The organism is Candidatus Pelagibacter communis (assembly GCF_001179985.1).
Lineage (GTDB): Bacteria > Pseudomonadota > Alphaproteobacteria > Pelagibacterales > Pelagibacteraceae > Pelagibacter > Pelagibacter ubique_J.
The window spans coordinates 34,471-61,262 of the sequence record NZ_CVSI01000058.1; the positions used below are offsets into that span (position 1 = coordinate 34,471).

The 26,792-nt window shown below is 26.4% G+C and carries 30 protein-coding genes; 20 read left to right on the plus strand and 10 right to left on the minus strand.

The features are described from left to right. The first annotated feature begins 4 nt into the window (after window positions 1–4). Genes tsf through lpxB form a run of 12 tightly spaced genes read left to right on the plus strand, consistent with a single transcriptional unit; the run spans window position 5 to window position 10,825 of the window. The gene (gene tsf / locus AMN80_RS02445; RefSeq protein ID WP_075520410.1) at window positions 5–856 is read left to right on the plus strand and encodes a translation elongation factor Ts; all 852 of its coding nucleotides are present in this window, start codon (window positions 5–7) and stop codon (window positions 854–856) included. Next, window positions 857–1,408, plus strand: a complete 552-nt coding sequence (frr, locus tag AMN80_RS02450; protein WP_075520411.1) for a ribosome recycling factor — start codon at window positions 857–859, stop codon at window positions 1,406–1,408. Next, the gene (gene uppS, locus AMN80_RS02455; RefSeq protein ID WP_075520412.1) at window positions 1,405–2,079 is read left to right on the plus strand and encodes a polyprenyl diphosphate synthase; all 675 of its coding nucleotides are present in this window, start codon (window positions 1,405–1,407) and stop codon (window positions 2,077–2,079) included. The genes frr and uppS overlap by 4 nt, the downstream gene beginning before the upstream one ends. Continuing rightward, window positions 2,076–2,720, plus strand: coding sequence for a phosphatidate cytidylyltransferase (locus AMN80_RS02460; RefSeq protein ID WP_075520413.1), 645 nt, complete (start codon window positions 2,076–2,078; stop codon window positions 2,718–2,720). Before uppS ends, AMN80_RS02460 begins: the two co-directional genes overlap by 4 nt. Continuing rightward, window positions 2,721–3,893: a 1-deoxy-D-xylulose 5-phosphate reductoisomerase gene (locus tag AMN80_RS02465; RefSeq protein ID WP_075520414.1), complete on the plus strand. Its 1,173-nt coding sequence runs from the start codon at window positions 2,721–2,723 to the stop codon at window positions 3,891–3,893. It abuts the gene before it with no gap. Then, window positions 3,886–6,117, plus strand: a complete 2,232-nt coding sequence (bamA, locus tag AMN80_RS02470) for an outer membrane protein assembly factor BamA (RefSeq protein ID WP_075520415.1) — start codon at window positions 3,886–3,888, stop codon at window positions 6,115–6,117. The genes AMN80_RS02465 and bamA overlap by 8 nt, the downstream gene beginning before the upstream one ends. Beyond that, a complete protein-coding gene (locus tag AMN80_RS02475; protein WP_082256547.1) occupies window positions 6,117–6,638 on the plus strand; it encodes an OmpH/Skp family outer membrane protein in 522 nt (173 codons plus the stop codon). Before bamA ends, AMN80_RS02475 begins: the two co-directional genes overlap by 1 nt. A 3-nt stretch (window positions 6,639–6,641) precedes the next feature. After that, window positions 6,642–7,088: a 3-hydroxyacyl-ACP dehydratase FabZ gene (gene fabZ, locus AMN80_RS02480; protein ID WP_075520416.1), complete on the plus strand. Its 447-nt coding sequence runs from the start codon at window positions 6,642–6,644 to the stop codon at window positions 7,086–7,088. A 54-nt stretch (window positions 7,089–7,142) separates the two neighbouring features. Continuing rightward, window positions 7,143–8,120: a UDP-3-O-(3-hydroxymyristoyl)glucosamine N-acyltransferase gene (gene lpxD, locus AMN80_RS02485; protein WP_075520417.1), complete on the plus strand. Its 978-nt coding sequence runs from the start codon at window positions 7,143–7,145 to the stop codon at window positions 8,118–8,120. After that, window positions 8,117–8,896, plus strand: a complete 780-nt coding sequence (gene lpxA, locus AMN80_RS02490) for an acyl-ACP--UDP-N-acetylglucosamine O-acyltransferase (protein ID WP_075520418.1) — start codon at window positions 8,117–8,119, stop codon at window positions 8,894–8,896. Before lpxD ends, lpxA begins: the two co-directional genes overlap by 4 nt. A gap of 1 nt (window position 8,897) precedes the next feature. Continuing rightward, entirely contained in the window at window positions 8,898–9,692 is a 795-nt protein-coding gene (locus AMN80_RS02495; protein WP_075520740.1) for an LpxI family protein, read from the plus strand. Then, complete coding sequence (lpxB, locus tag AMN80_RS02500; protein WP_075520419.1) at window positions 9,689–10,825, plus strand: lipid-A-disaccharide synthase; 1,137 nt, start codon at window positions 9,689–9,691, stop codon at window positions 10,823–10,825. Before AMN80_RS02495 ends, lpxB begins: the two co-directional genes overlap by 4 nt. On the opposite strand, the gene gltX is transcribed toward lpxB, so the two are convergent. From gltX to AMN80_RS02535, 7 genes are all read right to left on the minus strand, one after another. Next, window positions 10,805–12,202, minus strand: a complete 1,398-nt coding sequence (gene gltX, locus AMN80_RS02505; RefSeq protein ID WP_075520420.1) for a glutamate--tRNA ligase — start codon at window positions 12,200–12,202, stop codon at window positions 10,805–10,807. The two genes, lpxB and gltX, sit on opposite strands and share 21 nt — an antisense overlap. Window positions 12,203–12,224: 22 nt before the next feature. Continuing rightward, entirely contained in the window at window positions 12,225–12,896 is a 672-nt protein-coding gene (lexA, locus tag AMN80_RS02510) for a transcriptional repressor LexA (protein ID WP_075520421.1), read from the minus strand. An 88-nt stretch (window positions 12,897–12,984) separates the two neighbouring features. After that, the gene (locus AMN80_RS02515) at window positions 12,985–13,776 is read right to left on the minus strand and encodes an indole-3-glycerol phosphate synthase TrpC (RefSeq protein WP_075520422.1); all 792 of its coding nucleotides are present in this window, start codon (window positions 13,774–13,776) and stop codon (window positions 12,985–12,987) included. Beyond that, complete coding sequence (gene trpD, locus AMN80_RS02520) at window positions 13,769–14,761, minus strand: anthranilate phosphoribosyltransferase (protein WP_075520423.1); 993 nt, start codon at window positions 14,759–14,761, stop codon at window positions 13,769–13,771. Before trpD ends, AMN80_RS02515 begins: the two co-directional genes overlap by 8 nt. After that, entirely contained in the window at window positions 14,758–15,333 is a 576-nt protein-coding gene (locus AMN80_RS02525; RefSeq protein ID WP_075520424.1) for an anthranilate synthase component II, read from the minus strand. The genes trpD and AMN80_RS02525 overlap by 4 nt, the downstream gene beginning before the upstream one ends. Next, complete coding sequence (trpE, locus tag AMN80_RS02530; protein WP_075520425.1) at window positions 15,334–16,785, minus strand: anthranilate synthase component I; 1,452 nt, start codon at window positions 16,783–16,785, stop codon at window positions 15,334–15,336. Next, entirely contained in the window at window positions 16,785–18,200 is a 1,416-nt protein-coding gene (locus tag AMN80_RS02535; protein ID WP_075520426.1) for a SurA N-terminal domain-containing protein, read from the minus strand. The genes trpE and AMN80_RS02535 overlap by 1 nt, the downstream gene beginning before the upstream one ends. Before the next feature lie 56 nt (window positions 18,201–18,256). Here AMN80_RS02535 and AMN80_RS02540 point away from each other — a divergent pair, with 56 nt between their 5' ends. Genes AMN80_RS02540 through AMN80_RS02575 form a run of 8 tightly spaced genes read left to right on the plus strand, consistent with a single transcriptional unit; the run spans window position 18,257 to window position 24,718 of the window. Beyond that, window positions 18,257–19,006, plus strand: a complete 750-nt coding sequence (locus AMN80_RS02540) for a triose-phosphate isomerase (RefSeq protein WP_075520427.1) — start codon at window positions 18,257–18,259, stop codon at window positions 19,004–19,006. A gap of 5 nt (window positions 19,007–19,011) precedes the next feature. Then, window positions 19,012–19,314 carry a preprotein translocase subunit SecG gene (gene secG, locus AMN80_RS02545; RefSeq protein ID WP_075520428.1) on the plus strand — a complete coding sequence of 101 codons (303 nt, stop codon included), beginning with the start codon at window positions 19,012–19,014 and terminating at the stop codon, window positions 19,312–19,314. 44 nt (window positions 19,315–19,358) lie between these two features. Then, window positions 19,359–20,993 carry a CTP synthase gene (locus tag AMN80_RS02550; protein WP_075520429.1) on the plus strand — a complete coding sequence of 545 codons (1,635 nt, stop codon included), beginning with the start codon at window positions 19,359–19,361 and terminating at the stop codon, window positions 20,991–20,993. Then, window positions 20,974–21,798 carry a 3-deoxy-8-phosphooctulonate synthase gene (kdsA, locus tag AMN80_RS02555; RefSeq protein ID WP_075520741.1) on the plus strand — a complete coding sequence of 275 codons (825 nt, stop codon included), beginning with the start codon at window positions 20,974–20,976 and terminating at the stop codon, window positions 21,796–21,798. The genes AMN80_RS02550 and kdsA overlap by 20 nt, the downstream gene beginning before the upstream one ends. 9 nt (window positions 21,799–21,807) lie before the next feature. Continuing rightward, window positions 21,808–23,064 (plus strand): phosphopyruvate hydratase, encoded by a 1,257-nt coding sequence (gene eno / locus AMN80_RS02560; protein ID WP_075520430.1) that lies wholly within the window; start codon window positions 21,808–21,810, stop codon window positions 23,062–23,064. Further along, window positions 23,061–23,357 (plus strand): FtsB family cell division protein, encoded by a 297-nt coding sequence (locus AMN80_RS02565; RefSeq protein WP_075520431.1) that lies wholly within the window; start codon window positions 23,061–23,063, stop codon window positions 23,355–23,357. The genes eno and AMN80_RS02565 overlap by 4 nt, the downstream gene beginning before the upstream one ends. Then, complete coding sequence (lipA, locus tag AMN80_RS02570) at window positions 23,350–24,300, plus strand: lipoyl synthase (RefSeq protein ID WP_075520432.1); 951 nt, start codon at window positions 23,350–23,352, stop codon at window positions 24,298–24,300. The genes AMN80_RS02565 and lipA overlap by 8 nt, the downstream gene beginning before the upstream one ends. Beyond that, entirely contained in the window at window positions 24,269–24,718 is a 450-nt protein-coding gene (locus AMN80_RS02575; protein ID WP_075520433.1) for a type II toxin-antitoxin system RatA family toxin, read from the plus strand. Before lipA ends, AMN80_RS02575 begins: the two co-directional genes overlap by 32 nt. Here the strand turns inward: AMN80_RS02575 and AMN80_RS02580 are convergent. From AMN80_RS02580 to ispF, 3 genes are read right to left on the minus strand one after another with little or no spacing between them, the layout of a single operon-like run. Next, window positions 24,701–25,171 (minus strand): CinA family protein, encoded by a 471-nt coding sequence (locus AMN80_RS02580; protein ID WP_075520742.1) that lies wholly within the window; start codon window positions 25,169–25,171, stop codon window positions 24,701–24,703. The genes AMN80_RS02575 and AMN80_RS02580 overlap by 18 nt on opposite strands. Beyond that, a complete protein-coding gene (locus AMN80_RS02585) occupies window positions 25,158–25,658 on the minus strand; it encodes a phosphatidylglycerophosphatase A family protein (protein ID WP_082256548.1) in 501 nt (166 codons plus the stop codon). The genes AMN80_RS02580 and AMN80_RS02585 overlap by 14 nt, the downstream gene beginning before the upstream one ends. Beyond that, window positions 25,651–26,766, minus strand: a complete 1,116-nt coding sequence (gene ispF / locus AMN80_RS02590; RefSeq protein WP_075520434.1) for a 2-C-methyl-D-erythritol 2,4-cyclodiphosphate synthase — start codon at window positions 26,764–26,766, stop codon at window positions 25,651–25,653. The genes AMN80_RS02585 and ispF overlap by 8 nt, the downstream gene beginning before the upstream one ends. Between the last annotated feature and the right edge of the window lie 26 nt (window positions 26,767–26,792).

Consider the following 26,792-nt stretch of genomic DNA (forward strand, 5'->3'; position numbering starts at 1 on the left):
AAAAATGGCTGATATCGAAAAAGTTAAGAAATTAAGATTTTTAAGTGGCGCTGGCTTTAAAGATTGTAGTTCTGCTTTAGATGAGTCTAACGGTGATATAGATAAAGCTATAGAAATACTCAGAGTTAAAGGTATATCAAAAGCCTCAAAAAAAATGTCAAGATCAGCAAATGAGGGCTTAATAGCTATAACAGAAGACAATCAAACGTCATCTATTCTAGAAATAAATTGTGAAACAGATTTTGTAGCAAAAAATGAGGATTTTGTTGTTTTTGTTAAAGAATTAAGCGAGATTAATAATAAGATTGGGTCAAACAGGGAAAGTTTACTATTATCAAAAATGAAAAATGGTAAGACTGTAGATGAAAATTTATTAACTTTAATTTCTAAAATCGGTGAAAAAATTACAATTGGAAGATCGAGAAGTTTTAATTGCAAAGAATTTAAAGTCTTTAAATATCATCATACAACAGTTAAAGATAATCTTTCTAAACTTGGTGTTCTAGTATCATTAAAAACATCTGATAACTCCGAAAAATTAAAAACTTTTGGCAAACAACTAAGTATGCATATTGCTGCTTTAAACCCATTAGCAATTAACATAGATGACATAGATCCTGAAATTTTAAAAAAAGAAGAGGAATTAATTTCAGAAGAATTAAAAAATTTGGGAAAACCAGAGGATATTGTTAAAAAAATTAGCATAGGCAAGATCAATAAATTTAAAGAGGAAAACTCGTTGTTAAATCAACAGTGGGTGATGGAGCCTAAAAAAAAAGTGAAGGATATTTTAAAAGAATTGAATTTAGGCAGTATTGAAATAAAAGAATTTTACAGGGTTAAGATTGGAGAATAAATGTTTAATACGCAAAGTTATAATCAAAAAATGAATAAAACTATTGAAATTTTTGACAAAGAGTTAGGTTCATTAAGAACAGGTAGAGCAAATGCAAGCATGTTAGATTTAGTTAAGGTTGACGTGTACGGTCAAAAAATGCCAATTAATCAATTGGGCACGATTACAACACCAGAGCCTAGAATGATAAATATTCAAGTATGGGATTTAAATAACGTTAATTTAATAGACTCTTCTATTAAAAAATCAGAGCTGGGTTTAAATCCTCAAATTGACGGACAACTAATTAGACTGCCAATACCTGATTTAAGTGAGGAAAGAAGAAATGAAATGAAAAAAATCGTTAAAACTATGGGTGAAAAATGCAAGGTTTCAATTAGAAATATAAGGAGAGAAGGAAAAGACAGTTTGAAAAACTTACTAAAAAAAAAAGAAATTTCTGAAGACGAGGAAAAAAAAAATGAAAAAGAAATTCAAGTTATAACAGACAAGTTCATAAAATTAATTGATGACAAAGTATCATCTAAAGAAAAAGAAATAATGACTATATGAACCCGATTAAACATGTTGCCATTATCATGGATGGTAATGGTCGTTGGGGTATAAAAAAAAGAAAATCTAGAAATTTTGGACACAAACAGGGTTTAAAGTCTGTAGAAAAAATTATTAAAGAAACACTAAAAAAAAAAATTAGATTCTTAACATTATATGCTTTTTCCACAGAGAATTGGAAAAGGCCTAAAAATGAAGTTAATTATTTATTTTCTTTATTAGACAACTTTCTATCAAATAAAATAAAAGAATTACATAGCCAAAAAATTAAGTTTGTAGTACTTGGAAAAAAAAAATTTAATAAGAAATTAAACAATCTTCTAAATTATTCAGAAAAACTGACCTCAAATAACAAAAAATTGCAAATCAATTTAGCTTTAAATTATGGATCTAAAAGTGAAATAATTAATGCTATCAATAATTTAAAAAAAAAGAAATTACAAATAAATGAAAGCAATATTACAAGAAATCTTTACACAAAAAATACACCTGATCCAGATATTTTAATTAGAACAGGGGATAGAAAACGTTTAAGTAATTTTTTATTATGGCAATTAGCTTATTCAGAAATTTTTTTTGAAAAAAAACTTTGGCCAGATTTTAATGAAAAAGATTATAATAATATTTTAAATAAATTCAAAAAAACAAAAAGAAATTTTGGAAAAATATGATCTATAATGAATTATTAAAAAGAATAATCAGTTCATTAATTATAATACCCATAGCTCTTTTTTTTATAATTAAGGGAAGTTTTTTATTCATCTTTTTCATCTTAATTTGTTTTTTAATCACATCATATGAATGGCATAAGATGAGCAATAAAAAACCATATTATTTACCCGGATTTCTTTTTCTAATGTTGTCTTTTTACTCTGCATACATAATTAGAGCCAATGACAGCAATAGTTTAAAATTTTTTTTGTATATTTTAATTGTTTGTGTTTCTACTGATATAGGAGGATATATTTTTGGAAAAATTTTTAAAGGACCTAAGTTAATTAAAATTAGTCCAAAAAAAACTTATTCAGGAGTAATAGGTGGATATTTAATGTCAATTATACTTTATTATTTGTTTATAAATTTGAATTATGGAGATGAAATAAATTCTAAGGACTTTATATTTATATTATTAATTTCAACTATTAGTCAATTAGGAGATATCACTATCTCTTACTTTAAAAGATTGTCCAAAATAAAAGATACTGGAAAAATCCTTCCTGGTCACGGTGGTCTTTTAGATAGAATAGATGGAATGATTTTCGCATTCCCGGCTGCATACATAATTTTTAAAATAATAAACATAAATTTTTAAATGAAAAAAAAAATTGCTATTTTAGGTTCTACAGGCTCAATAGGTAGACAAACTTTAGATATTATAAGAAAAAATAAAAAAAATTTTAAAATAATGCTACTTACAGCGAATAAAAATCATAATTTACTTTCAAAACAAATAGTTGAATTCAAGGTTAAAAATATAATTGTCACAAATAATAAAAGTTATTTGGTTCTTAAAAAAAAATTCAAAAAAATTAATGTTTTTAATAATTTAGAAAAAATCGATAATATTATCAAATCAAAACTAGATTATACAATGAGTTCAATATCTGGCTTTGATGGATTAAAGCCTACAATAAAAATAATAAAAAAAACTAAAACAATTGCAATAGCAAATAAAGAATCCATCATTTGTGGGTGGAGGTTAATTAAAAAACAGCTAGATAAACATAAAACGAAATTTATACCAGTCGACTCGGAACATTTCTCTATTTGGTCAGTCATTAAAGATGTTGATACTAAAATAATTGATAAAATTATTATAACAGCATCTGGTGGACCATTTCTAAATTTAAAAAGTCAAAATATTAAAAAAACACCCAAACTCGCAACAAATCATCCCAATTGGAAGATGGGTAAAAAAATTTCTACTGACTCAGCAACATTAATGAATAAAGTTTTTGAAGTTATAGAAGCAAAAAAAATATTTAATATTGATTTAAATAAATTTGAAATATTGATCCATCCTAAATCTTATATTCATGCTATTATAAAATTTAAAAACGGTTTGATTAAACTAGTAGCGCATGACACAGATATGAAAATACCTATTTTTAATTCAATATATTGCAATGATTATAATTATTTTAAATCAAAAAAAATTAATATTAACTTATTAAATAATTTGAATTTAAATAAAGTTGATCCAAAAAAATATCCATTGTTTAACATTTTGAAAATAGTTCCAAAAAAAGATACTTTATTTGAAACTTTATTAGTATCAATCAATGACGAACTAGTGAGTTTATTTCTTCATAATAAAATAAATTTTGAAGATATTTCAAATAATCTTAAACAAATTATTACCCATAAAATATTCGTTAAATACAGGCATAAAAAGCTTCAAAATTTAACCCAAATTGAAAAATTAAATCAGTTTGTAAGATTGAAAACAAAATCTTTAAGTGTAATATCCAAATCAAATGAATAGAATTCTTTTATCATTACTATTTTTTGCATTTTTTATTTCAGTTAGAGCCGAGATAATTAATGATATAAAATTAGAAAATAATATTAGAGTAAGCAAGGAAAGTATTATTTCATTTGGTAATATAAAACTTGGAACAGATTACTCGGAATCTGATGTAAATCAAATTTTGTTAGATCTATATGAAACAAATTTTTTTTCAGATATAAAATTGAAAATTGAAAATAATATTCTAATAATAAGTGTAAAAGAAAAAAAAATTATTCAAACTGTATCAATAGAGGGGGTTAAGTCCAAAGAAAATACAGAAAAGATTCTAAAAAATTTAAGATTAAAAGATAAAAGTCCATTTGATAAATTCACCGCAGAACAAGATTTAAACAGAATAAAAGATTCTTTAAGTAGATCTGGATACTATTTTGCTAAAGTTGATGTCACAATTAAAGAAAATAGTAATGACACTGTAGATCTTATTTATAATATCGATACTGGAGAAAAAGCTTTAATCAAAAATATTAAATTTACAGGAGATAAATTTTATAAAGACAAAAAACTAAGAAGTGTCATTGTAAGTGAAGAAAATAAATTTTGGAAATTTATAAGTAATAAAAAATATTTAGATGTTGATAGAATTGAATTAGATAAGAGATTATTAAAAAATTTTTATTTAAATAAGGGTTATTATAATGTCGAGATAGAAAGTTCGTCTGCTATATTTAATAATAATTTTTTTGAATTGATTTATAATATTAATTCTGGCAATAAATATTTCATAAAAAATGCAAAACTAAATATTCCACTTGACTATAAACCAAAAGATTTTTCAGAGATTAAGAAAACAATTGATAAACTTAAAGGTCGAAAATATTCCTTAAATGAAATAAATAAAGTTATAAAAGAAATTGATAAAATTTCTGTATCTAGGCTTTACGATTTTATAGATGCAACAATTGAGGTTGATGAAATAGACGAAAATAAATTAGATTTAGTATTCACAATTATAGAAAGCGATAAATTTTTTGTAAATAGGATTAATATTTTCGGCAATAACATAACTGAGGAAAAAGTTATTAGAAACCAACTTGAGGTTGATGAAGGTGATCCTTTTAATAAATTGTTACACGCGAAATCTATCAATAATCTAAAGGCTTTAAGAATATTTGCTGATGTTAAGGATGAAGTTGTCTCAATTGAAAACTCACAACAAAAAAATATCAAAATTACAGTAGAGGAAAAACCAACAGGAGAGATTTTAGCCTCTGCCGGAGTTGGAAATGATGGAGGAACAGTTGGATTTTCAGTATCAGAAAAAAATTTTATGGGAAGAGGTATTGGTTTAGTATCATCTTTGTCTTTGAGTGAAGAACGTATAAAAGGTGAATTTACAGTTAATAATCCCAATTTTAATTATACTGATAAATCATTATCAACTAGTATTTTTGCTATAGATACTGATAAAATGACAGAGAGTGGCTATCAGTCAGGAGAAGTTGGTTTTAGTTTTGGAACATCTTTTGAACAATATGATAATTTATTTTTTAGTCCTTCATTCAAAACTGTTGCAGAAAAACTAGAGACAAACTCATTAGCCAGCACGTCAATTAAAAAACAAGAGGGTAATTATTTTACATCAACAATTGGATATGCATTTGATTATGATTTAAGAAACCAAAAATATCAAACATCAGACGGTTTTAGAAGCAAATTTTTTCAAACTTTACCAGTAATATCGGATAGCAACACAATAACATCGGGATATTTTTTTGACAAATATTTAACTATTTCAGAAACAACAGCTAGTGTAGGATTTTTCTTAAAAAATGCCGTTGGATTATCTGACGATGTAAGGGTTTCCGAAAGAGTAGGTTTACCAAGAAAAAGATTAAGAGGTTTTAAATCAGGAAGAATTGGGCCAGTAGATGCTGGAGATGACCACGTAGGCGGGAATTATGCTGCAGCATTAAGTATAACAACCAATTTACCTTACATCGCTCCAACTTTACAAAATTTCGAATTTAATTATTTTTTAGATTTTGGAAATGTTTGGGGAACAGATTATAGAGCCTCCAATTTTGATGACTCGAATTTTTTGAGGATTTCAACTGGCGCAGGTATTGAATGGTTCACACCTGTAGGACCGTTAAATTTGACTTTCTCTCATGCACTTCAAAAAAAAGATACAGATGAATTTGAAGGTTTCCAATTTAATATTGGAACAACTTTTTAATGTTTAAAAAATTATTTATTATAAATTTTTTTTTTTTAATTTTTACTTTATGCTATGCAGAGGAGCAAAAGATAGTCTACTTAAATATTGAAAAAATTATGCAAAATTCTATCGCCGGAAAATCTATAAAAAAACAGCTTGAAAATTTATATAATAAAGATTTAGAAAAATTTAAAAAAAATGACGAAATACTTAAAAATAAAGAAAAAAAACTTATTACTCAAAAAAATATATTAAGTCAGGAAGATTTTCAAAAAGAATTAACTAATCTAAGATCAGAAATAATAAATTTTCAAAAAGAGCAAATGAGGGCTAGAGAAAATATTAATAAATTAAGAATAGAGGCTACTAGCAAGCTTATTTCTAAATTGTCACCGATATTACAAGAATATGCAAAAAAGAATTCAATAAGTTTAATATTACAAAAAAAGAATATCATTATGGGAAAAAAAGAAATTGAAATTACTGAAGAAATACTTTCAATTACAAATAATGAAATAAAAGATATTAAGATAAATTAATTAATGGACACTCTAAATAAAAAAGATATTGAAAACTTATTACCGCATAGAGAACCAATGCTTTTAATCGATAAGTTAATTAATATAAAAAAACTGTTTTCAGCAACCGCAATTGTTAATGTTAAAAAGGATAGTTTTTTTGTTCAGGGACATTTTCCAGGACAGCCAGTTATGCCCGGTGTTCTGATTGTTGAAGCTTTTGGTCAAGCTGCCGCTGCTTTGACAGCTCATGGATTAGATAAAGAAACATACGAGAATAAACTCGTTTATTTAATGAATGTTGAAAAAGCAAGATTTAGAAATCCTGTATTGCCTGATTGTAAACTTGAACTTTATATTGAAGCAGTGAGATCACATGGACGTGTTTGGAAATATAAAGGGGAGGCTTCAGTTAACAATAAAAAAATGGCTGATGCTGTATGGTCTGCAACAATTGTTGATAGGAAATAATTAGCAATAAATCTTGATAAGTATTTAAAGTAAGTTTTGATATTAAACTTACTAATGACAAATCCTTTTTTTAAAAATACTGGACCTTATGAAATTAATGATTTGCTAAAATTAACATCTATAAAAAACCAGTCTATTTTAAACGAAAAGATAAATGATATAAAAGATTTAGGCTCGTCAAAAAAAGGTGACATAACTTTTTTACATTCAAAAAAGTATGGTGAACACGCCAAATCTACAAATGCATCATTTTGTATAACTAGTGAAAGTTTAAAATTATTTTTACCTACTACTTGTAAAACAATAATTTCAGATAAAATTTTATTAGATGTTGCTAAAATAACTAAAAAATTTTACCCAAATTCTGTTACAGATGATTTCGATAATAATGCTGAAAAAATCGAAGGTACACAATTTAAAGATACAGTAAAATTTGGAACAAATGTCTTAGTTGGTAAAAATGTTAAAATTGGATCTAATTGCTTGATTGGACATAACTCTATTATTGAAAGCAATGTATCAATTGGTGATAACTGTACAATCGGTTCAAATGTTATAATTAGAAACTCATTAATTAAAAATAACGTTCATATCTTAGATGGGTGCATAATAGGAAAAAAGGGTTTTGGTTTTTTCCCTGACAAAAAAGCTAATTTTAGATACCCGCAAATTGGTGTTGTTATTATTGAGGATAATGTTGAAATAGGTTGTAGTTCAACAATTGACCGAGGATCACTCTCTAATACAGTGATTGGAAAAAATACTTTTTTAGACAACCAAATCCATATAGCTCACAATGTAAAAATAGGTGAAAACTGTATAATAGCTGGTCAAGTAGGATTTGCTGGAAGTTCAGTTATAGGGAATAATGTTATGATAGGCGGCCAAGCTGGAATTTCAGGTCATCTTAAAATAGGTAACAATGTTCAAATCGGTGGAGGTAGTGGAGTGATAAAAGATATTCCTGACAATACTAAAGTAATGGGGTATCCAGCAAAAAACTTAAAAAATTTTTTAAGAGAAAATAGATGATACATGAAACTGCAATAGTAGATAAAAATGCTAAAGTTCATTCGAGTGTTAGCATTGGTCCTTTTAGTGTGATTGGTCCAAATGTTGAAATAGGTGAAAACGTTGTTGTTCACTCTCATGTAAAAATTACTGGAAATACAATAATTGGAAGTGGAAATAAATTCTATCCTTTTGCATCTATAGGTAATGATCCACAAGATTTAAAATATAATGGTGAAGATACCAAATTAATTATTGGAAATAATAATAAATTTAGAGAATATGTAACCGTAAATCCAGGTACAATTGGTGGAGGAGGATTAACAAAAATTGGAGATAATTGTCTTTTTATGATTTCTTCTCATGTTGCTCACGACTGTATGGTAGGTAATAATGTTATCATAGCAAACAATGTACCATTAGGAGGACATGTTATTATTGATGATAATGTCGTTATAGGAGGAAATTCCGCAGTCCAACAATTCACAAGAATTGGTAAAATGGCAATGATAGGAGGTATGACAGGAGTTCTAAATGATGTTATTCCTTATGGACTTTCAACTGGAAATAGGAATATTTTACAAGGATTAAACTTAATTGGTTTAAGAAGAGCAAAATTTGAAAATAAAACAATAATGGAACTGTCGGAGGCTTATAAAAAAATATTTGCATCAAAAAACATTAATGAAAATATCGATAAATTAAATGGCGTCTTTAAAGAAAATCCTTTGGTAAAAGATGTGATTGAATTTATTACTAAAGACAAAAGAAGATCTATTTGTACACCTTTTTCATAAAATGATAGGATTAATTTTTGGTGATACTGATTTTCCAAAGGAAATTCTTAAAACTGTAAAAAAAAGAAAAATAAAATATTTGATAATTGATCTATCAAAATCAAAGAAATTTAGACAAGATAGAAAATCTTATTCAGTTTCCATAGGTCAATTTGGTAAAATTATTAATATTCTTAAAGAAAATAGCTGTAAAAATGTCTTATTCGCAGGAAAAGTAAATAAACCCAACTTTTCTAAGTTAAGATTAGATTTTAAGGGTATTTATTATATTCCTAGAATTATCAAAGCATCAAAACTTGGAGATGCTGCAATTCTTAAGGAAATTATAAAAATGTTAGCACAAAATAAAATTAAAACTGAAAATTCACTTAAATTTAATCCGGAGTTAACACTTAAAAGAGGCAATTATTCAAAAATTAAACCAGGTGAACAAGATAAATTGGATATCAAAAAGGCAATTAAAACATTAAATAGTTTAAAACAATATAATTTTAGTCAGGGTGTTGTAGTTAGAAACAATAAAGTTGTTTCAATAGAAAGCAAAGGTGGCACTAAAAAAATGTTAGAAAAAAGCAGAAACAAAAAATTCAAAAATCATGGAGTTATGGTTAAATTTCCAAAGAAAAAACAAGACCTTAGAATTGATCTACCTACAGTTGGTTTAAAAACAATGAAACAAAGCAAAGCTGCTGGGTTAAAAGGAATTGTTGTAAAAAACAAGCAACACATTTTTTTAGATAAAAACAAATGTATTAGCTTTGCCAATAAAAATAGGATGTTTATCTCTGTAAAATGAAAAAAATTTTTATCTTAACTGGCGAACCTTCGGGAGATAAATTAGCATCAACGGTAGTTGCTAAACTTAAACTAAATCATTCCGATATAGAATATTTAAGTGTTGGTGGTTTTCATTTAAATTCACAAGGTGTCAAATCTATATATGATCTTAAAGAAATAACTTATATTGGTTTTACTAGTGTTATTTTAAATATATTAAAAATCAGAAACAAGATTAATACAACCGTTAAAAAAATAATTGAATTTAATCCTGACATATTACTAAGTGTGGATAGTCCTGATTTTACTTTAAGAGTTGCTGAAAAAGTTAAAAAAAATAATCCTAAGATAAAAACCATTCACTATGTTGCTCCTCAAGTATGGGTTTGGAGAGAGGGAAGGGTTAAAAAATTTAAAAAATTTTTAGACCATATTCTTTTACTATTCAATTTTGAAAAAAAATACTTTGACAAAGAAAATATAAAAAACACTTTTGTGGGCCATCCTTTACTCGAAAATAAAGAAAATATTAAGACTGATTTATCAAATTTATTAAAAAATGATAAAAAAATAATATCCTTATTTGCAGGAAGCCGAACTTCTGAAACAAATATATTATTACCAATACTATTAAATTTTATCAAATTAATGAATGAAAAATTTAATCAATATTGTTTTATTTTTCATGCAACCGATCAAAATAAAGATTTAATAAAAGATGAATTAAAAAAAAAAAATTTAATTAATGTTGATGTTATATCGGATGAAGGTATTAAATCTCAAATATTATCAAAATCTGTATTTGCAGTCGCAAAATCTGGTACTGTTTCTTTAGAGATTTGTAATTTAAAGGTACCATCAATTATTATCTATAAAATGAATTTAATAAATTTTTTTATTGTAAAATTTTTAATCAAAGTAAAATTTGCTAACATAATTAATATTATTAACCAAAAAGAAATAATACCTGAATTAATTCAAAATGAATGTAATTCAAAAGAAATCTTTAGATCTGTCGTTTATTTTTTAAAAAACCCAGAACTTATGAAAAAACAAATTCATGATGTTAGTAATACATTAGATGAAATCAAATCTAAAACCTCTTCCTCTGCTGAAGCTGCTGCCGTAGTTTCAAGCTATCTTGGTGTCTAATCTTTTTTGAACCTCTTTTTTTCCTAAAGACAATATAATATCATATATTCCGGGTCCAAATTTTGAACCAGTTAATACTATTCTTAAAGGTTGGCCAACACCCTTAAAATTTGTGTTATTAGATTTTATAAGACCATTAATAACTGGTTCTAAAATTTCTCTGCTAGGTTGATCTATCTTTTCAAATTGTACTTTAAAGTCATTAATTACCTTTTTTGCCCTTTCATCAATTAATTTAATATCATCTTGATTAAAAATTACTTCGTCAGCAATTATATACTGACCATTGATAAATATATCTTCCAAAGTTTTAGCTTTATTTTTTAAAAACGATAGAGATTTTCTTATTTTATCTTCTTTATCAGTTTTTATTTCTTTCTTAAATTTATTACAATATTCAATCAGCTGATCGAATAAGTCATTTTCATTCATGTTCTTAATGTAGTGTTCGTTCATAGACAAAATTCTACTCATATCTAGCTTAGACGGAGATTTACCTATACCTTCAAGGTTAAAATATTTAATACTCTCTTCTATTGTAAATATTTCCTTATCTTTGTAAGACCATCCTAATCTTAAGAGATAATTTCTAAGAGCATCAGGCATAATACCAATCTTAGAATAATCGTCTAAAGTTGAGGCCTTGTCTCGTTTAGATAGTTTTTTTCCATCAATTGTATGTATTAAGGGTATATGAGCAAAAGAAGGTATTTCCCATTCCATGGCTTGGTAAATTTGAATTTGTTTAAAAGTATTTATCTTATGATCATCCCCCCTAATTATGTGTGACATATTCATTTGATGGTCATCCACTGCTGCTGATAAATTATATGTTGGAGTACCATCATTTCTTAAGATTACAAAATCTTCTATTGTATTATTTTCAATTTCAACGTCACCTTGGACCAAATCTTTTAATATAGATGTTCCATCTATTTTACTTTTAAATCTTATTACGGGTTTTATATCTTTAGGAGCATCAGTTTCTTTTTTTTCTCTCCACTTTCTATCGTAAATATATGGAATTTTTTTTTGTTTAGCTCTCTTTTTTTGTTCCTCAATTTCCTCAGATGAACAATAACATTTATAAGCGTTACCTTTTTTTAATAATTCATGGGCAACTTTAATATGATCATCTATTTTTTTTGATTGTACATATTCCTCCCCATCAAAGTTTATACCTATCCATTCTAATGAATTAATAATTTGTTTTCTATATTCCTCTTTGGATCTTTCTTTATCAGTATCTTCAATTCTTAAAAAAAAATTACCATTTTGATTTTTTGAATATAGCCAGTTAAATAAAGCTGTTCGAACTCCACCTATATGTAATGGCCCAGTTGGCGATGGAGCAAATCTAGTTGCTACTTTTGACATTTAATATTAGTAAACTATTTTTTTAGAAGTTTCTATACAAAGATACTAGAACACCCTGGACTTTTACTCTATCTGGACCAAAGATTTTGGTCTCGTAATTTTTGTTTGCACTCTCAAGTGCTATTGTTTTTCCTTTTCTTCTTATTCTTTTAAGCATAGCTTCATGGTCATCAATTAAAGCAACAACAATTTTTCCATTTTCTGCTGTATCTGTTTTTTTAACAATTACCGTGTCACCCTCGCTAATACCCGCTTCAATCATTGAGTCGCCTTGAACTTTTAAACCAAAGTACTCTCCATTTTTTTCAATATTATTAGGTAAAGGAACTCTCGATACTTCATTTTGTATTGCTTCAACTGGCGTTCCTGCAGCTATTTTACCGAGGACAGGAACTTCATTTTTTTCTATACCTTCTTCATCTAAACCACCTTTTATTACACTAGGTGAAAAAGAGTTATAAATATCATTTGCAGAAGCGGTTTCAGGTAGCTTAACAACCTCTAATGCTCTAGCTTTATGTGCCAATCTTTTTATAAAACCTCTTTCTTCTAATGCGCTTATTAAACGATGAATTCCAGATTTTGACTTCAAATTTAACGATTCTTTCATCTCCTCATAAGAAGGAGATACACCAGAACTTCTCAACTTCTTGTTGATAAACATTAATAAATTTTTTTGTTTTTTTGTTAGCATAAGAACAAATATCGTACAAATAATGTTCTATAAAAGTTCTCTACAATTAACAATAGTAAAAAAGTCAAGAAATTTAGGGATTATTTACCTAGAGAACTGAGAAAATAGAATTATTATCTAAATTTTTTAAAAGTGATTCACCAATTAAAAAAGTTTTAATCGATGTTTTGTTAGATAGTTCTAACAGCTCTTCTTTTGTTTTTATACCACTCTCAGATATTAGTGGCCCAGTATGATTTTTCAAAACATCATGAATATCAAAAGTTGTATTTATGTCAGTTTTCAAAGTTTTTAGGTTTCTATTGTTAATTCCTATGAGAGCACTTTTAAACTTAAGTGCTTTTTTAGCTTCCTCAACAGTATGAACCTCAACAATTACAGTCATATTTAATTTTATTGCTTCTTCATATAACTCATTTGCTAAAGTTTCACTAACACCAGCCATTATAATTAGTATTGCATCAGCTCCATAACTTTTAGCTAAAGGAACTTGAAATTTATCAACGAAGAAATCTTTACAGAGAATTGGTAATTTAATTTTTTCTTTAATTTTACTAATATGTATTAGATTTCCTAAAAAAAATTCTTCTTCAGTTAAAACAGACAAACACGTTACTTTATTTTGATTGTAAGTATTAGCTATTTCTACTGGATTATAATCTTTAATAATTATACCAGCAGATGGGCTTGCTTTCTTTATTTCAGCAATAATAGATAATTTTCTATTATTTATATTTTTTTGAATTTTATCTTTAAAGTCTATAAAAGATTTATTTTTATCTATAAGTTCGTTTAAAGTATCTAATTTTGTAGTTTTTTTTAGATTTTCAATTTTTTCGACTTTCTTTTTAATTATTTTTTCAAGAATATTTTCAGCCATTTTGAATTTTCATTAAATGTTTATAAGACTTTCCTGACCTTATAAAATCTCTGGCGTAGTTATAGGCCAATTTAAAATCATCATATTTTTCTGATACAATTAAACCTGCGGCCGCATTTAGACACACAGCCTTAGAAAAATCATTGTCTTCGCCTTTAAATATATTAATTAGCTTATCTGCATTAAATTTTGCATCATCTCCAACAAGGTTTTCAAACTTATCTCCTTTTATATTTAATTCTCTTGGATCAATAGTAATTTCAGAAATTTCGTTATCTTTTAATTGAACAACATTTGTTTTTGTGTATGGTGAAATCTCATCCAAACCGTCTTCACTATTTACAATCCATGCAAATTTAATATCTAAATTATTTAAAGCATTCGCAAAAATTTTTAGAAGCTTTTTTTCAAAAACTCCAATTACTTGTCTTTTTACTAAAGCAGGGCTGCTTAAAGGACCAATCATATTAAATATAGTTCTTTTGCCTATTTTTTTCCTAGTAGGACCTACAAACTTCATTGCACTATGATAATTAGGCGCGAACATGAAACCAAAATTGTTTTCATTTATTTGACGTTCAATATCTTTTGGTTCAAAATTAATGTTTATATTTAATGCCTCTAAAACATCTCCTGAACCACATTTAGAGGACACAGCTTTATTACCATGTTTTGCAACTTTAATTCCCATACTTGCAAGTAATAATGCAGATGCTGTTGATATATTTAGCGTATTCATACCATCACCACCAGTTCCGCAAGTATCAACACAATTACTAATATTAACTCTTTTGGACTTATCTCTAAGAACGTAAACGCCACCAGCAATCTCATCTGAAGACTCACCTTTTACTGATAAAAATGTTAAAAAATCAAAAATATCTTGTTCATTGACTTTACCTTCCATTAATAGATTAAATGCTGCTTTGCTTTCTTCAAAAGATAAATTTTCGTTATTCTTTATTTTTTCTATAAAATGTTTCATAAATTTTTTAAATTAATAAAATTTTTCAATATTTTAATACCTAATTTTGTTTTAATACTTTCAGGATGAAATTGTACACCATGTATATTAAATTTTTTATGTTGAATACCCATTATTAAACCATCTTTTGTTTCCGCTGTGATTTCAAGCTCGTTTGACAAGGTCTTTTTATCTACAATTAAACTATGATATCTTGTGGCTTCAAAATTCTTGGGTAAATTTTTCAAAATTCCTTTTTGTTTTGAAACTATAAGACTTGTCTTACCATGCATAAGTTTTCTTGCCTGTACTATTTTTGAACCGAAAACCTGACCAATTATCTGGTGACCTAAACAAACACCTAATATGGGTATTTTTTTATAAATTGATTTAACTATCTTTAGACAGTTACCTGATTGACTTGGATTACCAGGTCCAGGTGATATAACAATTTTTTCAAATTTTTTTCTTAAAATTGTTTTTGCATCAATTTTATCGTTTCTGTAAACCTCAACTTTACAATTTAATTGAGAAATATAATGGTAAAGATTATAAGTAAAGCTATCGTAATTATCTATTAATACAATCTTCATTTAATCGAGAGCCTTAATTAAAGCTTTAGATTTATTCACTGTTTCCTGAAATTCTTTTTCTGGAATACTGTCAGCAACAATACCTGCACCAGCTTGTACATAATATTTTCCATTTTTAGCTAGAGCTGTTCTTAAGGCAATACAAGTATCAAAGTCACCATTAGCAGAAAAATAACCAATTCCTCCTGCATAAATTTTTCTTTTATTTTTTTCTAATTCATCAATAATTTCCATAGCCCTTATTTTTGGCGCACCTGATACAGTGCCTGCTGGAAACCCTGCCATCAGTGTGTCATATTTAGATTTTTTTTTATCAAATTCACCTGTTACATTTGAAACAATATGCATTACATGAGAATATTTCTCAATTTTAAACTGCTCAGTTACTTTTACAGTATTTATTTTAGAAATTTTTCCAATATCATTTCTCCCTAAATCTAACAGCATAAGGTGTTCAGAAATTTCTTTTTTGTCTGATAAAAGGTCCTTTTTATAAAAATTATCTTCACTAAGATTTTTTCCACGAGGCCTTGTTCCCGCTATTGGCCTAATTGTAACTTTATTATCTCTTAGTCTAACCAAGATCTCAGGACTCGCACCAATAATTTGAAAATCGTTAAAGTTAAAGTAAAACATAAAAGGGGACGGATTTGTCAATCTTAGCCTTTTATAAATGCTAAGAGGTTTTTTTGTCAACTTTGTTTCAAAACGTTGACTTAAAACAACTTGAAATATGTCACCAATTTGAATGTATTTTTTTGCTTTTTTAACATTATCCAAAAACTGTTTTTTTGAAATATTTGACTTAATTTTTTTTTTTACCAATTTTTTATCGCTGTAACTTGTAGAAATTTTAGATTGAATAATTATATTATTAAGCTCATCCTGTATATCTGTATATTTTTTTTCGTAGTTTGAAATTTTTTTATCTGAAAAACAATTTTTAATAAAAAAAATTTTTTTTTGGAGGTTATCGTGTATTACTAGAGTAGTTGGTCTTATAATTCTAATATCAGGTATTTTAAGATCATCGATACAATTATCTTTGATTTTTTCAAAATATCTTATTGTATCATAGGAAAAATAACCTGCTAATAAACTACATAAAGGCGGCAATTTTTTCGGAGTTTTGAAGTTAAAATTTTTAATAATATTATTAATGACTTTAACAGGATCACCATTAATTTTTTTTTTTTTATTTTTGTTTAAGTAATAAATATTTTCATTGTTAAATTCCCATATTTTATCCGGATTTTTTCCAAATATTGTATATCTGCCTTTTATTACCCCTTTTTCTACTGACTCAAAGACAAAGCTATTTTTATCTTGTAAAAAATTATTTATTAAGTTTTCAACCTCCTTGGAATTGTTTGACTTTAACTCATAATATAAAACCTGGTTAATTTTTTTTTTATGAGTTTTTTTAAACTTTTCAAAACTAATATTAAGCATTATTTAAAATAATTTTCTGTTCGTTCTAGAGTATTATAATTTATTTCAACTTTATAATTTTGATTTAAAAATTGGTCATATGATGAGTATATCTCGTTCTTAATTTTATCCTCAGTTTTTAAAAATATTTCTTTGTCACCACTTTTAAAATCATTATTCTTTATTCCTAAAATTTTTAGAAGATATACTTTTTCCTTATCATCAGTTACAAGCATAAAACTATTGACTGGCATTGAATAAATTAATTCTACTGAATTTATTTCAAAGGTGTTGTTATCTCTTATAGATTTAATTTGAACTTTTTTAAACTCATTTTTATCTTTAACTGAATTATTAAAATCATCATCACTAAATTTATTAGTGCTAATTTTTGAAAATATTTTCTGATTGTAATTGTATCTATTTTCCTCGTATAAAATTTCTTTTATTTCAGATGAAAAATCTTTGTCTAATTTAGGTATTTCTTTTCTATAATTTTCATTTTTAAAAATTAAGAAATAATCCTCTTTATCTAAAATTTGTATTTGGTTACTTTCTTTATAATTAAAAACGTCCTGTAAATCTGTGCTTACTTTTTTTTGACTTAGTTCTTTTATTTCATTTATTTTAATTCCTTCATATTCACTAAGAAGTTCTTCCAAACTGTTTTTATTAAATATTTCATTCTCTATTTGATCTATTATTTCATAATAAGCTTCATTATAATCAGAGGAGCCTGTTAAATCTTCAGGCTTTAATTTTACGTATTTAACATCAATAAAATCTATTTTTAAATTATCTTTATTCGTTTCAATATAATTTTTAATATCTGTTTCATTGAATTCTTCTTTTTTTTTGTAATTACTTTCTAAAGATACATATGTAACATCAATGCTTCTGTTTTTGCTAAAATTAAAATAATTCACCAGATATTCAGGTATATGTAAGCCTGAGCTATAATAACTAAAAAGTATTTTTTCTAATTCTCTTTTTCTTAATTTTTTTTCAAATTCTGAAGCGGTAATATTATTCTCCAAAAGAAATTTTTCGTACTTAAGTCTACTAAATCTTTTATTTTCATCTAAAAAGTTTTTGTTATTTTTGATAATCAAAAGTAAATTTTCATCATTTATATTAATACCGAGTTTTTTAATTTCTAATTCAATAAATTTTTTTGCTAAAAGATCATTTAAAATTTCTGTGAGAATACCATTTTCAATATTTTTACTAATGATTTCCTCATTAATTCCAAGAGATCTTATGTGATCAAAAAAATCTTCAGTTGAAATATTTACGTTTTTAATCTTTGCTATATTGTTCGTATTGCCACCTTGGAAAACTCCACCCATACCCCAAAAGACAAAAGGAATTATTATTATACCTATTAATACTGTAGCCAGTTTAGTTTTAGTGAAATTTCTAAGTTTATTTAACATAACATATGATAAAATATTGAACTATAAAAACAAATCTATAAATTATAATTAATATTATGACAAACAAAATATTATTCATAGCAAACTGGAAAATGTTTGGAGATTTAAATTCAGTAAAATCTATACAAAGTGTCATAAATTTAAGCAAAAAAAAGAATTATAAAAACGCAAAAATTATTTATTGTCCTCCTTATACACTTTTAAACAACTTTGTAATTAAAACCAGAAAAACCAATTTAGATGTTGGTGCTCAAAATTGTCATTACGAGATAAATAATGGACCTTTCACAGGATCAATCAGCTCTACCATGATAAAAAAATTAGGTGCTAAGTATGTTATAATTGGTCATTCTGAAAATAGATCTAATGGTGAAACTAATAATTTAATCAATAAAAAAATTCATAGTGCAATTTTGAATAACTTAAATGTAATTTTTTGTATTGGAGAAAATTTATTTGAAAAAAAAAATAAGAAAACTAATAAAATTTTAAAAAAACAAATTGGCATGGGATTAAAAAAAATCAAAAAAATCGATAAAATTATCTTTGCATATGAGCCTGTTTGGTCTATTGGCACTGGAAAAGTTTTAAAAAATAAAGAATTAATAAAACAAGTAATTATTATTAAAAATATTATTGAAAATAAATTTAAAAACCAGAAAGCAAAAATTATTTATGGAGGATCAGTAAACAACCAAAACATAAATAATTTAAAACAAATTAATGAAATAAATGGTTTTTTGATAGGTGGAGCATCTCAAAATTCGAAAAAATTTATTGATATAATTAAAAAAACAATTAATTAAACTTCATGGAAAATATTTTACTCACAATAAATATAATACTTGCTTTAATATTAGTTATACTTGTCCTATTCCAACAATCAGAGGGAGGAGCATTAGGTATTGGAGTTAATCAAGAAAACTACATGTTTTCAAGAGCAAGTGGTAATTTTTTCACTAAAGCAACTGCCATAGTAGCCACTTTATTTATAATTTGTAGTTTGTGTTTAACTATTCTCTCAAATAAAGAATTAGAGCCTGAGAAATCTTTATTAGATAAAATTGAGCAAAATACTGATAGTGACGCTCCTAGGATTCCCCAAAATAATTAATTAATACTTTCAATTTTTAATAATAAAAGCTATAACATAATTCCATGGCGCGATTCATTTTTGTCACTGGCGGCGTGGTTTCTTCACTTGGAAAAGGATTATCGTCTGCTTCACTAGGATATTTACTTAAATCTCAAGGTTACAAAGTAAGAATTAGAAAAATGGATCCTTATTTAAATGTTGATCCTGGTACAATGAGCCCATTCCAGCATGGTGAAGTATTCGTCACTGACGATGGGGCTGAAACCGACTTAGATCTTGGGCATTATGAAAGGTTTACAAATATATCTGCAAAAAAAAGTGATAATATTACGACTGGAAAAATTTATAGTGATATAATTTCTAAAGAGCGTAGGGGAGATTATTTAGGAAAAACTGTTCAGGTTATACCGCATGTTACAGAAAGAATTAAACAGTTTATTAAAAAAGATATTAAGAATGAGGATTTTGTTATTTGTGAAATAGGTGGGACTGTAGGTGACATAGAGAGTTTGCCTTTTTTAGAAGCTATTAGACAATTTTCTAACGATATAGGAAAAGAGAAAACTTTATTTGTTCATTTAACACTAGTGCCATTTTTGAAATCTTCAGATGAAATTAAAACAAAACCAACTCAACATTCAGTAAAAGAATTAAGAAGCATAGGTATACAACCAGATATTATCATTTGTAGATCGCAACAATCAATACCATTAGATCAAAGAAAAAAAATATCTTTATTTTGTAATATTCCAATAGAAAGAGTTATAGAAACAGTTGATGTAAAAACTATTTATGAAGCACCAATAAGTTTTTTTAATGAGGGTTTGGATAAACAAGTTTTAAAATTCTTTAAAATAAAACCAAAAAAAAAAATTAATCTCTCTCCATGGAAAAATGTAACAAAAATTGTAACTGATAAAAATTTAAAAGTAATAAATATTGCAATTGTTGGTAAATACGTGGACTTAAAAGATGCATATAAATCCCTAGATGAAGCCTTAGTTCATGGTGGAATTAAAAATAACGTAAAAATAAAAATAATAAGAATAGAGTCTGATAAACTTAGAATATCGGAAATTAGAAAGAAATTAATTGATGCTTCTGGAATTTTGATACCCGGTGGCTTTGGTAAAAGAGGCACTGAAGGTAAAATAGCGTGTATTAATTATGCAAGAAAAAATAATATACCTTTTCTTGGTATCTGTTTTGGGATGCAAATGGCCGTAATAGAATTTGCTAGAAATGTTTTAAAAATAAAAAAAGCAGGATCTAGTGAATTAGATAATAAATGTTTTTCAGTTGTTGGCTTAATTGAAGAATGGAGCAAAAATGGTAAAATTGTTAAAGGCACTTCTACTAAATTAGGTGGGACTATGCGTCTAGGTTTATATAAAGCAAAATTACAACACAATTCAAAAATAAAAGATATTTATAAATCTAAAATTATTCATGAGAGACATAGACACAGATATGAGGTAAATATTAAGATGAAAAAGAAATTTGAAAAAAAAGGCATGTTATTTTCAGGCTTGTCTCCAGATAATAATTTACCGGAAATAATTGAATTAAGAAATCATCCTTGGTTTATTGGAGTTCAATTTCATCCTGAATTTAAATCTAGACCTTTAGATCCACATCCATTATTCTCATCTTTTATCGGTGCAGCAAAAAAAAATAATGAAAAACCTAACAATTAATTGTAACAATATTCAAATATCAAACGACAAACAGATTTGTCTTATTGCAGGTCCTTGCCAACTGGAAACTGAGCAGCATGCGATAGATATGGCTGGCAAAATAGGGGAGATTGCAAAAAAATACAATTTAGGATTTGTTTATAAAACCTCTTTTGATAAGGCTAATAGGACCAGTTTAAAAGGGAAAAGAGGCGCAGGTCTAGAAAACTCATTACCAGTTTTTGATAAAATTAAAAAAGAATTAGGAGTGCCAATTTTAACAGATGTTCATAGTGCTGAACAATGTTCAGCTGTAGCTAACCATGTTGATATAATTCAAATTCCTGCTTTTCTATGCAGACAAACTGATTTGTTAGTATCTGCAGCTAAAACAAATAAAATTATAAATGTTAAAAAAGGACAATTTTTAGCTCCATGGGATATGATTAATGTTACGAAAAAAATTTCTGACTCTGGAAATAGTAATATTTTAATAACAGAAAGAGGTGCAAGCTTTGGTTATAACACTTTAGTATCAGACATGAGATCTTTGCCTATAATGTCAAAACTAGGTTATCCTATAGTTTTTGACGCAACTCATTCAGTACAACAACCTGGTGGTTTAGGAAATAAAAGCGGTGGTGAAAGAGAGTTTGTTTCACATTTATCAAGAGCTGCAGTTGCAGTTGGAGTTGCTGCTGTGTTTATAGAGACGCACCAAGATCCAGATAATGCTCCATCAGATGGACCAAATATGATTCCCTTAAATGAATTAGATACTTTATTAGATAAATTAGTTCAAATAGATAAACTAATAAAAAATTAAAAAAGAATTATGGCTAAAATCACGAAAGTTGTAGCAAGACAAGTTTTCGATAGCCGTGGATTTCCGACAATCGAAACTGAAGTTTTTTGTAGAAATATTTCTTCCAAAGCAATATGTCCATCTGGTGCATCAACTGGAACTTATGAAGCTTATGAAAAAAGGGACAAAAACAATAAAAAATATTTAGGAAAAAGTGTTTTTAAAGCTGTTTATTTTGTTAATAAAATAATATCAAAAAAAATTTTGAAAAAAAATGTACATAATCAAGAATTAATAGACTCAATATTAATCAAATTAGATGGCACAAAACAAAAAACCAAACTAGGTGCAAACTCTATACTTTCAGTATCTATGGCTGTTAAAAAATTATCAGCAAAAATCAAAAATATTCCCTTATATAAAAATTTTTTTATAAAAAAAAATTTTAAACTACCATTTCCACTAATGAACATAATTAATGGTGGCGCTCATGCTAATAATGGGCTTAGAATTCAAGAATTTATGATTAGACCAGATAAGGCAAAAACTTTTTCCGAAGCAATGAATATCTGTTTTTTGGTAATTCAAAATCTCAAAAAATTGATTAAATATAAAAATTTTTCTACAGCGGTCGGTGATGAAGGTGGATTTGCGCCAATGATTAATAAAAATGAAGATGCTTTAAATTTAATAATAAAGTCAATTAAAAAGTCAGGTTATGTCAATGGGAGGGATGTTTCTATATGTTTAGACGTTGCTGCTAATGAACTATATAAAAATGGTAATTATTCAATACATTCTAATAAATATACCTCTGTAAGAAAGTCTATAGAAAATTATGTAAAAATTATTAGGAAATTTAAATTAAAATCAATTGAGGATCCATTTGCTGAAAATGATTGGAAAGCATGGTCCGAGTTAACAAAAAGAGAAAATTCTATTCAGATAGTTGGTGATGACTTATATGTTACAAACTTACAAAGGTTGAAAAAAGGTTTTTTAAGTCAATCCTCCAATTCAATTTTAATAAAACTTAATCAAATAGGCACTGTAACAGAAACATTAGAAGTAATTAAATTTGCTCAAAAAATTGGATATCAAACAATTATTTCTCACAGATCAGGGGATTCTGAAGATACTTTTATATCAGATTTAGCAGTCGGAACAAATTCCTCTCAAATTAAAACAGGTTCTTTATGCAGATCAGAAAGAGTTGCAAAATACAATCAATTGTTAAGAATAGAACAAGAGTTATCTAATAAAAATAATATGGCGAGATTAAAATGATAAAAAAAATTAAAAACAAACTTATATTTATTCTTCCCATTTTATTAATCTTATACTTCATTTTGAATCTTTTTGGTGGAAATAGAGGTTTATTTTCATATTTTGAAAAAAGAAATTATTTAAATAACCTTAAAAATGAAGTGAAAATAATTAGACAAGAAATTGAAGATTTAGAAAAATCTAATATTCTTTTGAGTGATAATATAGATGCTGATTATATTGAGATTTTGTTACGTGACAAATTTTTATTAGGTAAAAAAGGTGAAACAGTTTATATAATTAAAAATGAGTAAATTTAGACATCCTGAAAAGCAAAAAAACCCTATCAATCCAATAAAAAAAAAACCAGAATGGATTAGATCAAAACTTACTAACAGTCGTGAATTTTTTTTAACTAAAAGTGTAGTAAATCAGAATAACCTAGTAACGGTTTGCCAAGAAGCCAATTGCCCAAACATTACTGAATGTTGGAGCAAAAGACATGCCACATTTATGATTATGGGCGACACTTGCACAAGAGCATGTGCATTTTGTGATGTAAAAACAGGCAGACCAAATAAATTAGACCCCCTAGAACCAAAAAAAATATCCTTAGCTGTAAAAAAACTAAATTTGAGACATGTAGTTATAACCTCAGTCGATCGAGATGATTTAGAAGACGGGGGATCAAATCATTTTTATGAGACTATAACGGAAACAAGAAATGAAAATCCAAATACAACAATAGAAGTTTTAACACCTGACTTTTTGAGAAAAGGAGATGCATACAAAAAAGTTTTGGATGCAAAGCCAGATGTTTTTAATCATAATATTGAAACCGTTCCAAGTTTATATTTAAAAGTTAGACCTGGATCGAGATATTTTTCATCTTTAGAGTTACTCAAAAATGCAAAAACATTTGATGAAAATATATTTACAAAATCTGGAATAATGGTTGGTATGGGTGAGAGTAAAGATGAAATCATTCAAGTGATGGACGATTTAAGATCTGCTAAAGTTGACTTTTTAACAATTGGTCAATATTTGCAACCATCAGTAAAACATTTTCCTTTAAATAGATATTATGATCCAAATGAATTTAAAGAATTAGAGGTCATTGCTAAGGCTAAAGGATTTTTGTTAGTTTCTTCATCACCACTAACCAGATCTTCATATCATGCTGATGAAGATTTTGCTCTTTTAAAGAAAAATAGAAAACTAATTAATGCCAAAAGCATCAGTAAAGAGAACCATTAATTGTTCAAAAGAAGATCTAATTAATCTTGTTTTAAATATTGAGGATTATCCAAACTTTATTCCTTATTGTTTGAATGCAAAAATTTATGAAAAAAAATTAGATAATGATGATCAATTAATCATAGCAGATTTAACAATTGGCAAAGGACCATTTAAAGATACTTATAAAAGTGATGTAAAATATATTAAAAAAGATGATATTATACTCGTTAAAAATATAGATGGCCCCCTAAAATATCTTGACAATAAATGGCAATTTATAAAAATAGGTAAATTAACTGAAGTTTCATTTGATGTTGATTTTGAGTTGAAAAATAAATTTCTCAATATTTTAATGACGAAATCTTTTAAATATGGCCTAGACAAAATAGCTGATGCTTTTCAAAAAAGAGCAGAGGAATTATTTCACAATAGATAAAACTGTTTTTATAACTTTATTTACAGCTATTTTTTGAAAATTTATTCTCGATTTATTCTTAAACAAATATTTATTTATTAATATTTTTCTTTTAAATTTTAATCCAATAAATACTAAGCCAACAGGCTTTTTTCTTGTACCGCCTTTTGGTCCTGCAATCCCTGTAACGGAAATGTTTATGTGACTTTTACTTATTTTACCTAAATTATTAACCATAGACAAACAACATTGAACACTAACAGCACCATATTTTTTGATGATTTTATTTGGAACTTTAAGTATTTTTTGTTTCGCTTGATTTGAATATGTTACTAGTCCTAGGTCGAAAACCTTTGATGAACCAGCGTTAGAAGTAATAATACTTGACAAAAGTCCACCTGTGCAAGATTCAGCAAAACTAATTTTAAGTTTTTTTCTTTTCAATAAATTTATTAATTTTTTAGAATTTGTCATAAATAATAATAAATATATACAATACAATAGTCGTAAAAATTCCTGCTACAATGTCATCAAAAACAACACCAAAACCATTTTTATAATTATTGTCTACATAATTTATAGGATAGGGTTTTAGAATATCAAAAAATCTAAAACCAATGAATGAAATTAATACTATTATCATAAAAAAATTTATTGATACTGATGCTTCAAATAAAATTACATAAAAAAATAATATTGGTATAGATTGACCTAAGTATTCATCAATTACAATTTCTTTTGAGTCTATTTCTTCAAATTCATTTTTTAAAAGATTTATAAGATAAACTGATACAAACAATAGAAGTAAAAAAATTAAAAATAAAGTCAAATAATGAACTTTTAAATAAAAAAAAAATATATAAAGAAAAGAAGTAATGGCTGAGGCAATGGTTCCTGGAAATTTTCCTAACTTACCGACATTAAACATAGTCAAAATTAATTTACCGTATTTTTTAATCATAATTTTTTTTTATTGATACTATTACCTCACAGGCAATTGCTTTTTCTTTACCTATAACACCAAGTTTTTCAGCAGTTTTTCCTTTTAAATTTATCTTATCTTTATTAATCCTACATAATTTTGAGATTGATAAAATAATTTTTTTTTTAATTTTTGTTAATTTTGGTGTTTCAGTAATAACATTTATATCGATATTAATTATATCGAAATTTTTTGACTTAATATCTTTTATAACTTTATTTAATAATATAGTGGATCTTATATCTTTATATTTTTTACTTTTATCTGAGAATTTTTCACCAATATCTCCCATTCTGCATGCGCCTAGAATTGCATCTGTTATAGCATGAAGAATAGGATCGCCATCTGAGTGACCTAATGTGCCTAATTTTGATTTAATTTTAATTCCGCCAAGATACATTTTTCTTCCGGGAACTAATCTGTGCACATCAAAACCAATCCCGTAAAATACTTTATTTTCTACTGTGTCTTTCAAAGTAGTTATTTTATAATTTTTTTCTTCACCTTTAATTAATTTAATTCTTTTATTTGCGGTGATCAAAAGACTCGAGTCATCTGTAGTTTCTTCGTTAACATTATTTTGTAACTCCATAATAACTTTGTATTTAAATGCCTGGGGTGTTTGAGAAAAAAAAATTTTTTTTCTGTCTAGGTTGTGTATCTTTTTGTTTTTTTTTAGCTTTGGAGTGTCAATACTTTGAACAACAGGAATTGCGCCATCATTAAATTTTAAAGCTTTTAATAATTTATTTATCAAATTTAAAGAAAAATTTGGCCTTGCTGCATCATGGATAAATATATTTTTTGGTTTATGTTTTTTTAAATAATTTAAACAATTTCTTGCAGAATCAGCTCTAGTTCTGCCGCCGTTAACAAATAACACTTGTTTAAGTTTGAGATTTTTAAGGTATTTTTTGTGTTTTTTATTAACAGCAACTACTATTTTTGAGAATTTTTTCGATAAAATTGCCTTATTTATAGAATGTTTAATTAGTATATCACCATTATATTGAACAAATGGTTTTGGAGTTTTAGATTTAAATCTATTACTTTTTCCAGCAGCTAATATTATAAAACAGTTGTTCATTTAATTTTATGAATTTTTATTTTTAA

Excerpts from the sequence above, each read along its gene's own strand:
- AMN80_RS02535 (WP_075520426.1), bottom strand. The coding sequence starts at position 18,200 with ATGTTAAATAAACTTAGAAATTTCACTAAAACTAAACTGGCTACAGTA.
- AMN80_RS02465 (WP_075520414.1), top strand. The coding sequence starts at position 2,721 with ATGAAAAAAAAAATTGCTATTTTAGGTTCTACAGGCTCAATAGGTAGA.
- uppS (WP_075520412.1), top strand. The coding sequence starts at position 1,405 with ATGAACCCGATTAAACATGTTGCCATTATCATGGATGGTAATGGTCGT.
- ispF (WP_075520434.1), bottom strand. The coding sequence starts at position 26,766 with ATGAACAACTGTTTTATAATATTAGCTGCTGGAAAAAGTAATAGATTT.
- kdsA (WP_075520741.1), top strand. The coding sequence starts at position 20,974 with ATGAAAAACCTAACAATTAATTGTAACAATATTCAAATATCAAACGAC.
- AMN80_RS02540 (WP_075520427.1), top strand. The coding sequence starts at position 18,257 with ATGACAAACAAAATATTATTCATAGCAAACTGGAAAATGTTTGGAGAT.
- fabZ (WP_075520416.1), top strand. The coding sequence starts at position 6,642 with ATGGACACTCTAAATAAAAAAGATATTGAAAACTTATTACCGCATAGA.
- trpD (WP_075520423.1), bottom strand. The coding sequence starts at position 14,761 with ATGAAACATTTTATAGAAAAAATAAAGAATAACGAAAATTTATCTTTT.
- secG (WP_075520428.1), top strand. The coding sequence starts at position 19,012 with ATGGAAAATATTTTACTCACAATAAATATAATACTTGCTTTAATATTA.
- AMN80_RS02515 (WP_075520422.1), bottom strand. The coding sequence starts at position 13,776 with ATGGCTGAAAATATTCTTGAAAAAATAATTAAAAAGAAAGTCGAAAAA.
- bamA (WP_075520415.1), top strand. The coding sequence starts at position 3,886 with ATGAATAGAATTCTTTTATCATTACTATTTTTTGCATTTTTTATTTCA.
- AMN80_RS02495 (WP_075520740.1), top strand. The coding sequence starts at position 8,898 with ATGATAGGATTAATTTTTGGTGATACTGATTTTCCAAAGGAAATTCTT.
- lpxB (WP_075520419.1), top strand. The coding sequence starts at position 9,689 with ATGAAAAAAATTTTTATCTTAACTGGCGAACCTTCGGGAGATAAATTA.
- frr (WP_075520411.1), top strand. The coding sequence starts at position 857 with ATGTTTAATACGCAAAGTTATAATCAAAAAATGAATAAAACTATTGAA.
- AMN80_RS02525 (WP_075520424.1), bottom strand. The coding sequence starts at position 15,333 with ATGAAGATTGTATTAATAGATAATTACGATAGCTTTACTTATAATCTT.
- eno (WP_075520430.1), top strand. The coding sequence starts at position 21,808 with ATGGCTAAAATCACGAAAGTTGTAGCAAGACAAGTTTTCGATAGCCGT.
- trpE (WP_075520425.1), bottom strand. The coding sequence starts at position 16,785 with ATGCTTAATATTAGTTTTGAAAAGTTTAAAAAAACTCATAAAAAAAAA.
- AMN80_RS02475 (WP_082256547.1), top strand. The coding sequence starts at position 6,117 with ATGTTTAAAAAATTATTTATTATAAATTTTTTTTTTTTAATTTTTACT.
- lexA (WP_075520421.1), bottom strand. The coding sequence starts at position 12,896 with ATGCTAACAAAAAAACAAAAAAATTTATTAATGTTTATCAACAAGAAG.
- lpxA (WP_075520418.1), top strand. The coding sequence starts at position 8,117 with ATGATACATGAAACTGCAATAGTAGATAAAAATGCTAAAGTTCATTCG.
- tsf (WP_075520410.1), top strand. The coding sequence starts at position 5 with ATGGCTGATATCGAAAAAGTTAAGAAATTAAGATTTTTAAGTGGCGCT.
- lpxD (WP_075520417.1), top strand. The coding sequence starts at position 7,143 with ATGACAAATCCTTTTTTTAAAAATACTGGACCTTATGAAATTAATGAT.
- AMN80_RS02460 (WP_075520413.1), top strand. The coding sequence starts at position 2,076 with ATGATCTATAATGAATTATTAAAAAGAATAATCAGTTCATTAATTATA.
- AMN80_RS02565 (WP_075520431.1), top strand. The coding sequence starts at position 23,061 with ATGATAAAAAAAATTAAAAACAAACTTATATTTATTCTTCCCATTTTA.
- lipA (WP_075520432.1), top strand. The coding sequence starts at position 23,350 with ATGAGTAAATTTAGACATCCTGAAAAGCAAAAAAACCCTATCAATCCA.
- AMN80_RS02550 (WP_075520429.1), top strand. The coding sequence starts at position 19,359 with ATGGCGCGATTCATTTTTGTCACTGGCGGCGTGGTTTCTTCACTTGGA.
- gltX (WP_075520420.1), bottom strand. The coding sequence starts at position 12,202 with ATGTCAAAAGTAGCAACTAGATTTGCTCCATCGCCAACTGGGCCATTA.
- AMN80_RS02575 (WP_075520433.1), top strand. The coding sequence starts at position 24,269 with ATGCCAAAAGCATCAGTAAAGAGAACCATTAATTGTTCAAAAGAAGAT.
- AMN80_RS02580 (WP_075520742.1), bottom strand. The coding sequence starts at position 25,171 with ATGACAAATTCTAAAAAATTAATAAATTTATTGAAAAGAAAAAAACTT.
- AMN80_RS02585 (WP_082256548.1), bottom strand. The coding sequence starts at position 25,658 with ATGATTAAAAAATACGGTAAATTAATTTTGACTATGTTTAATGTCGGT.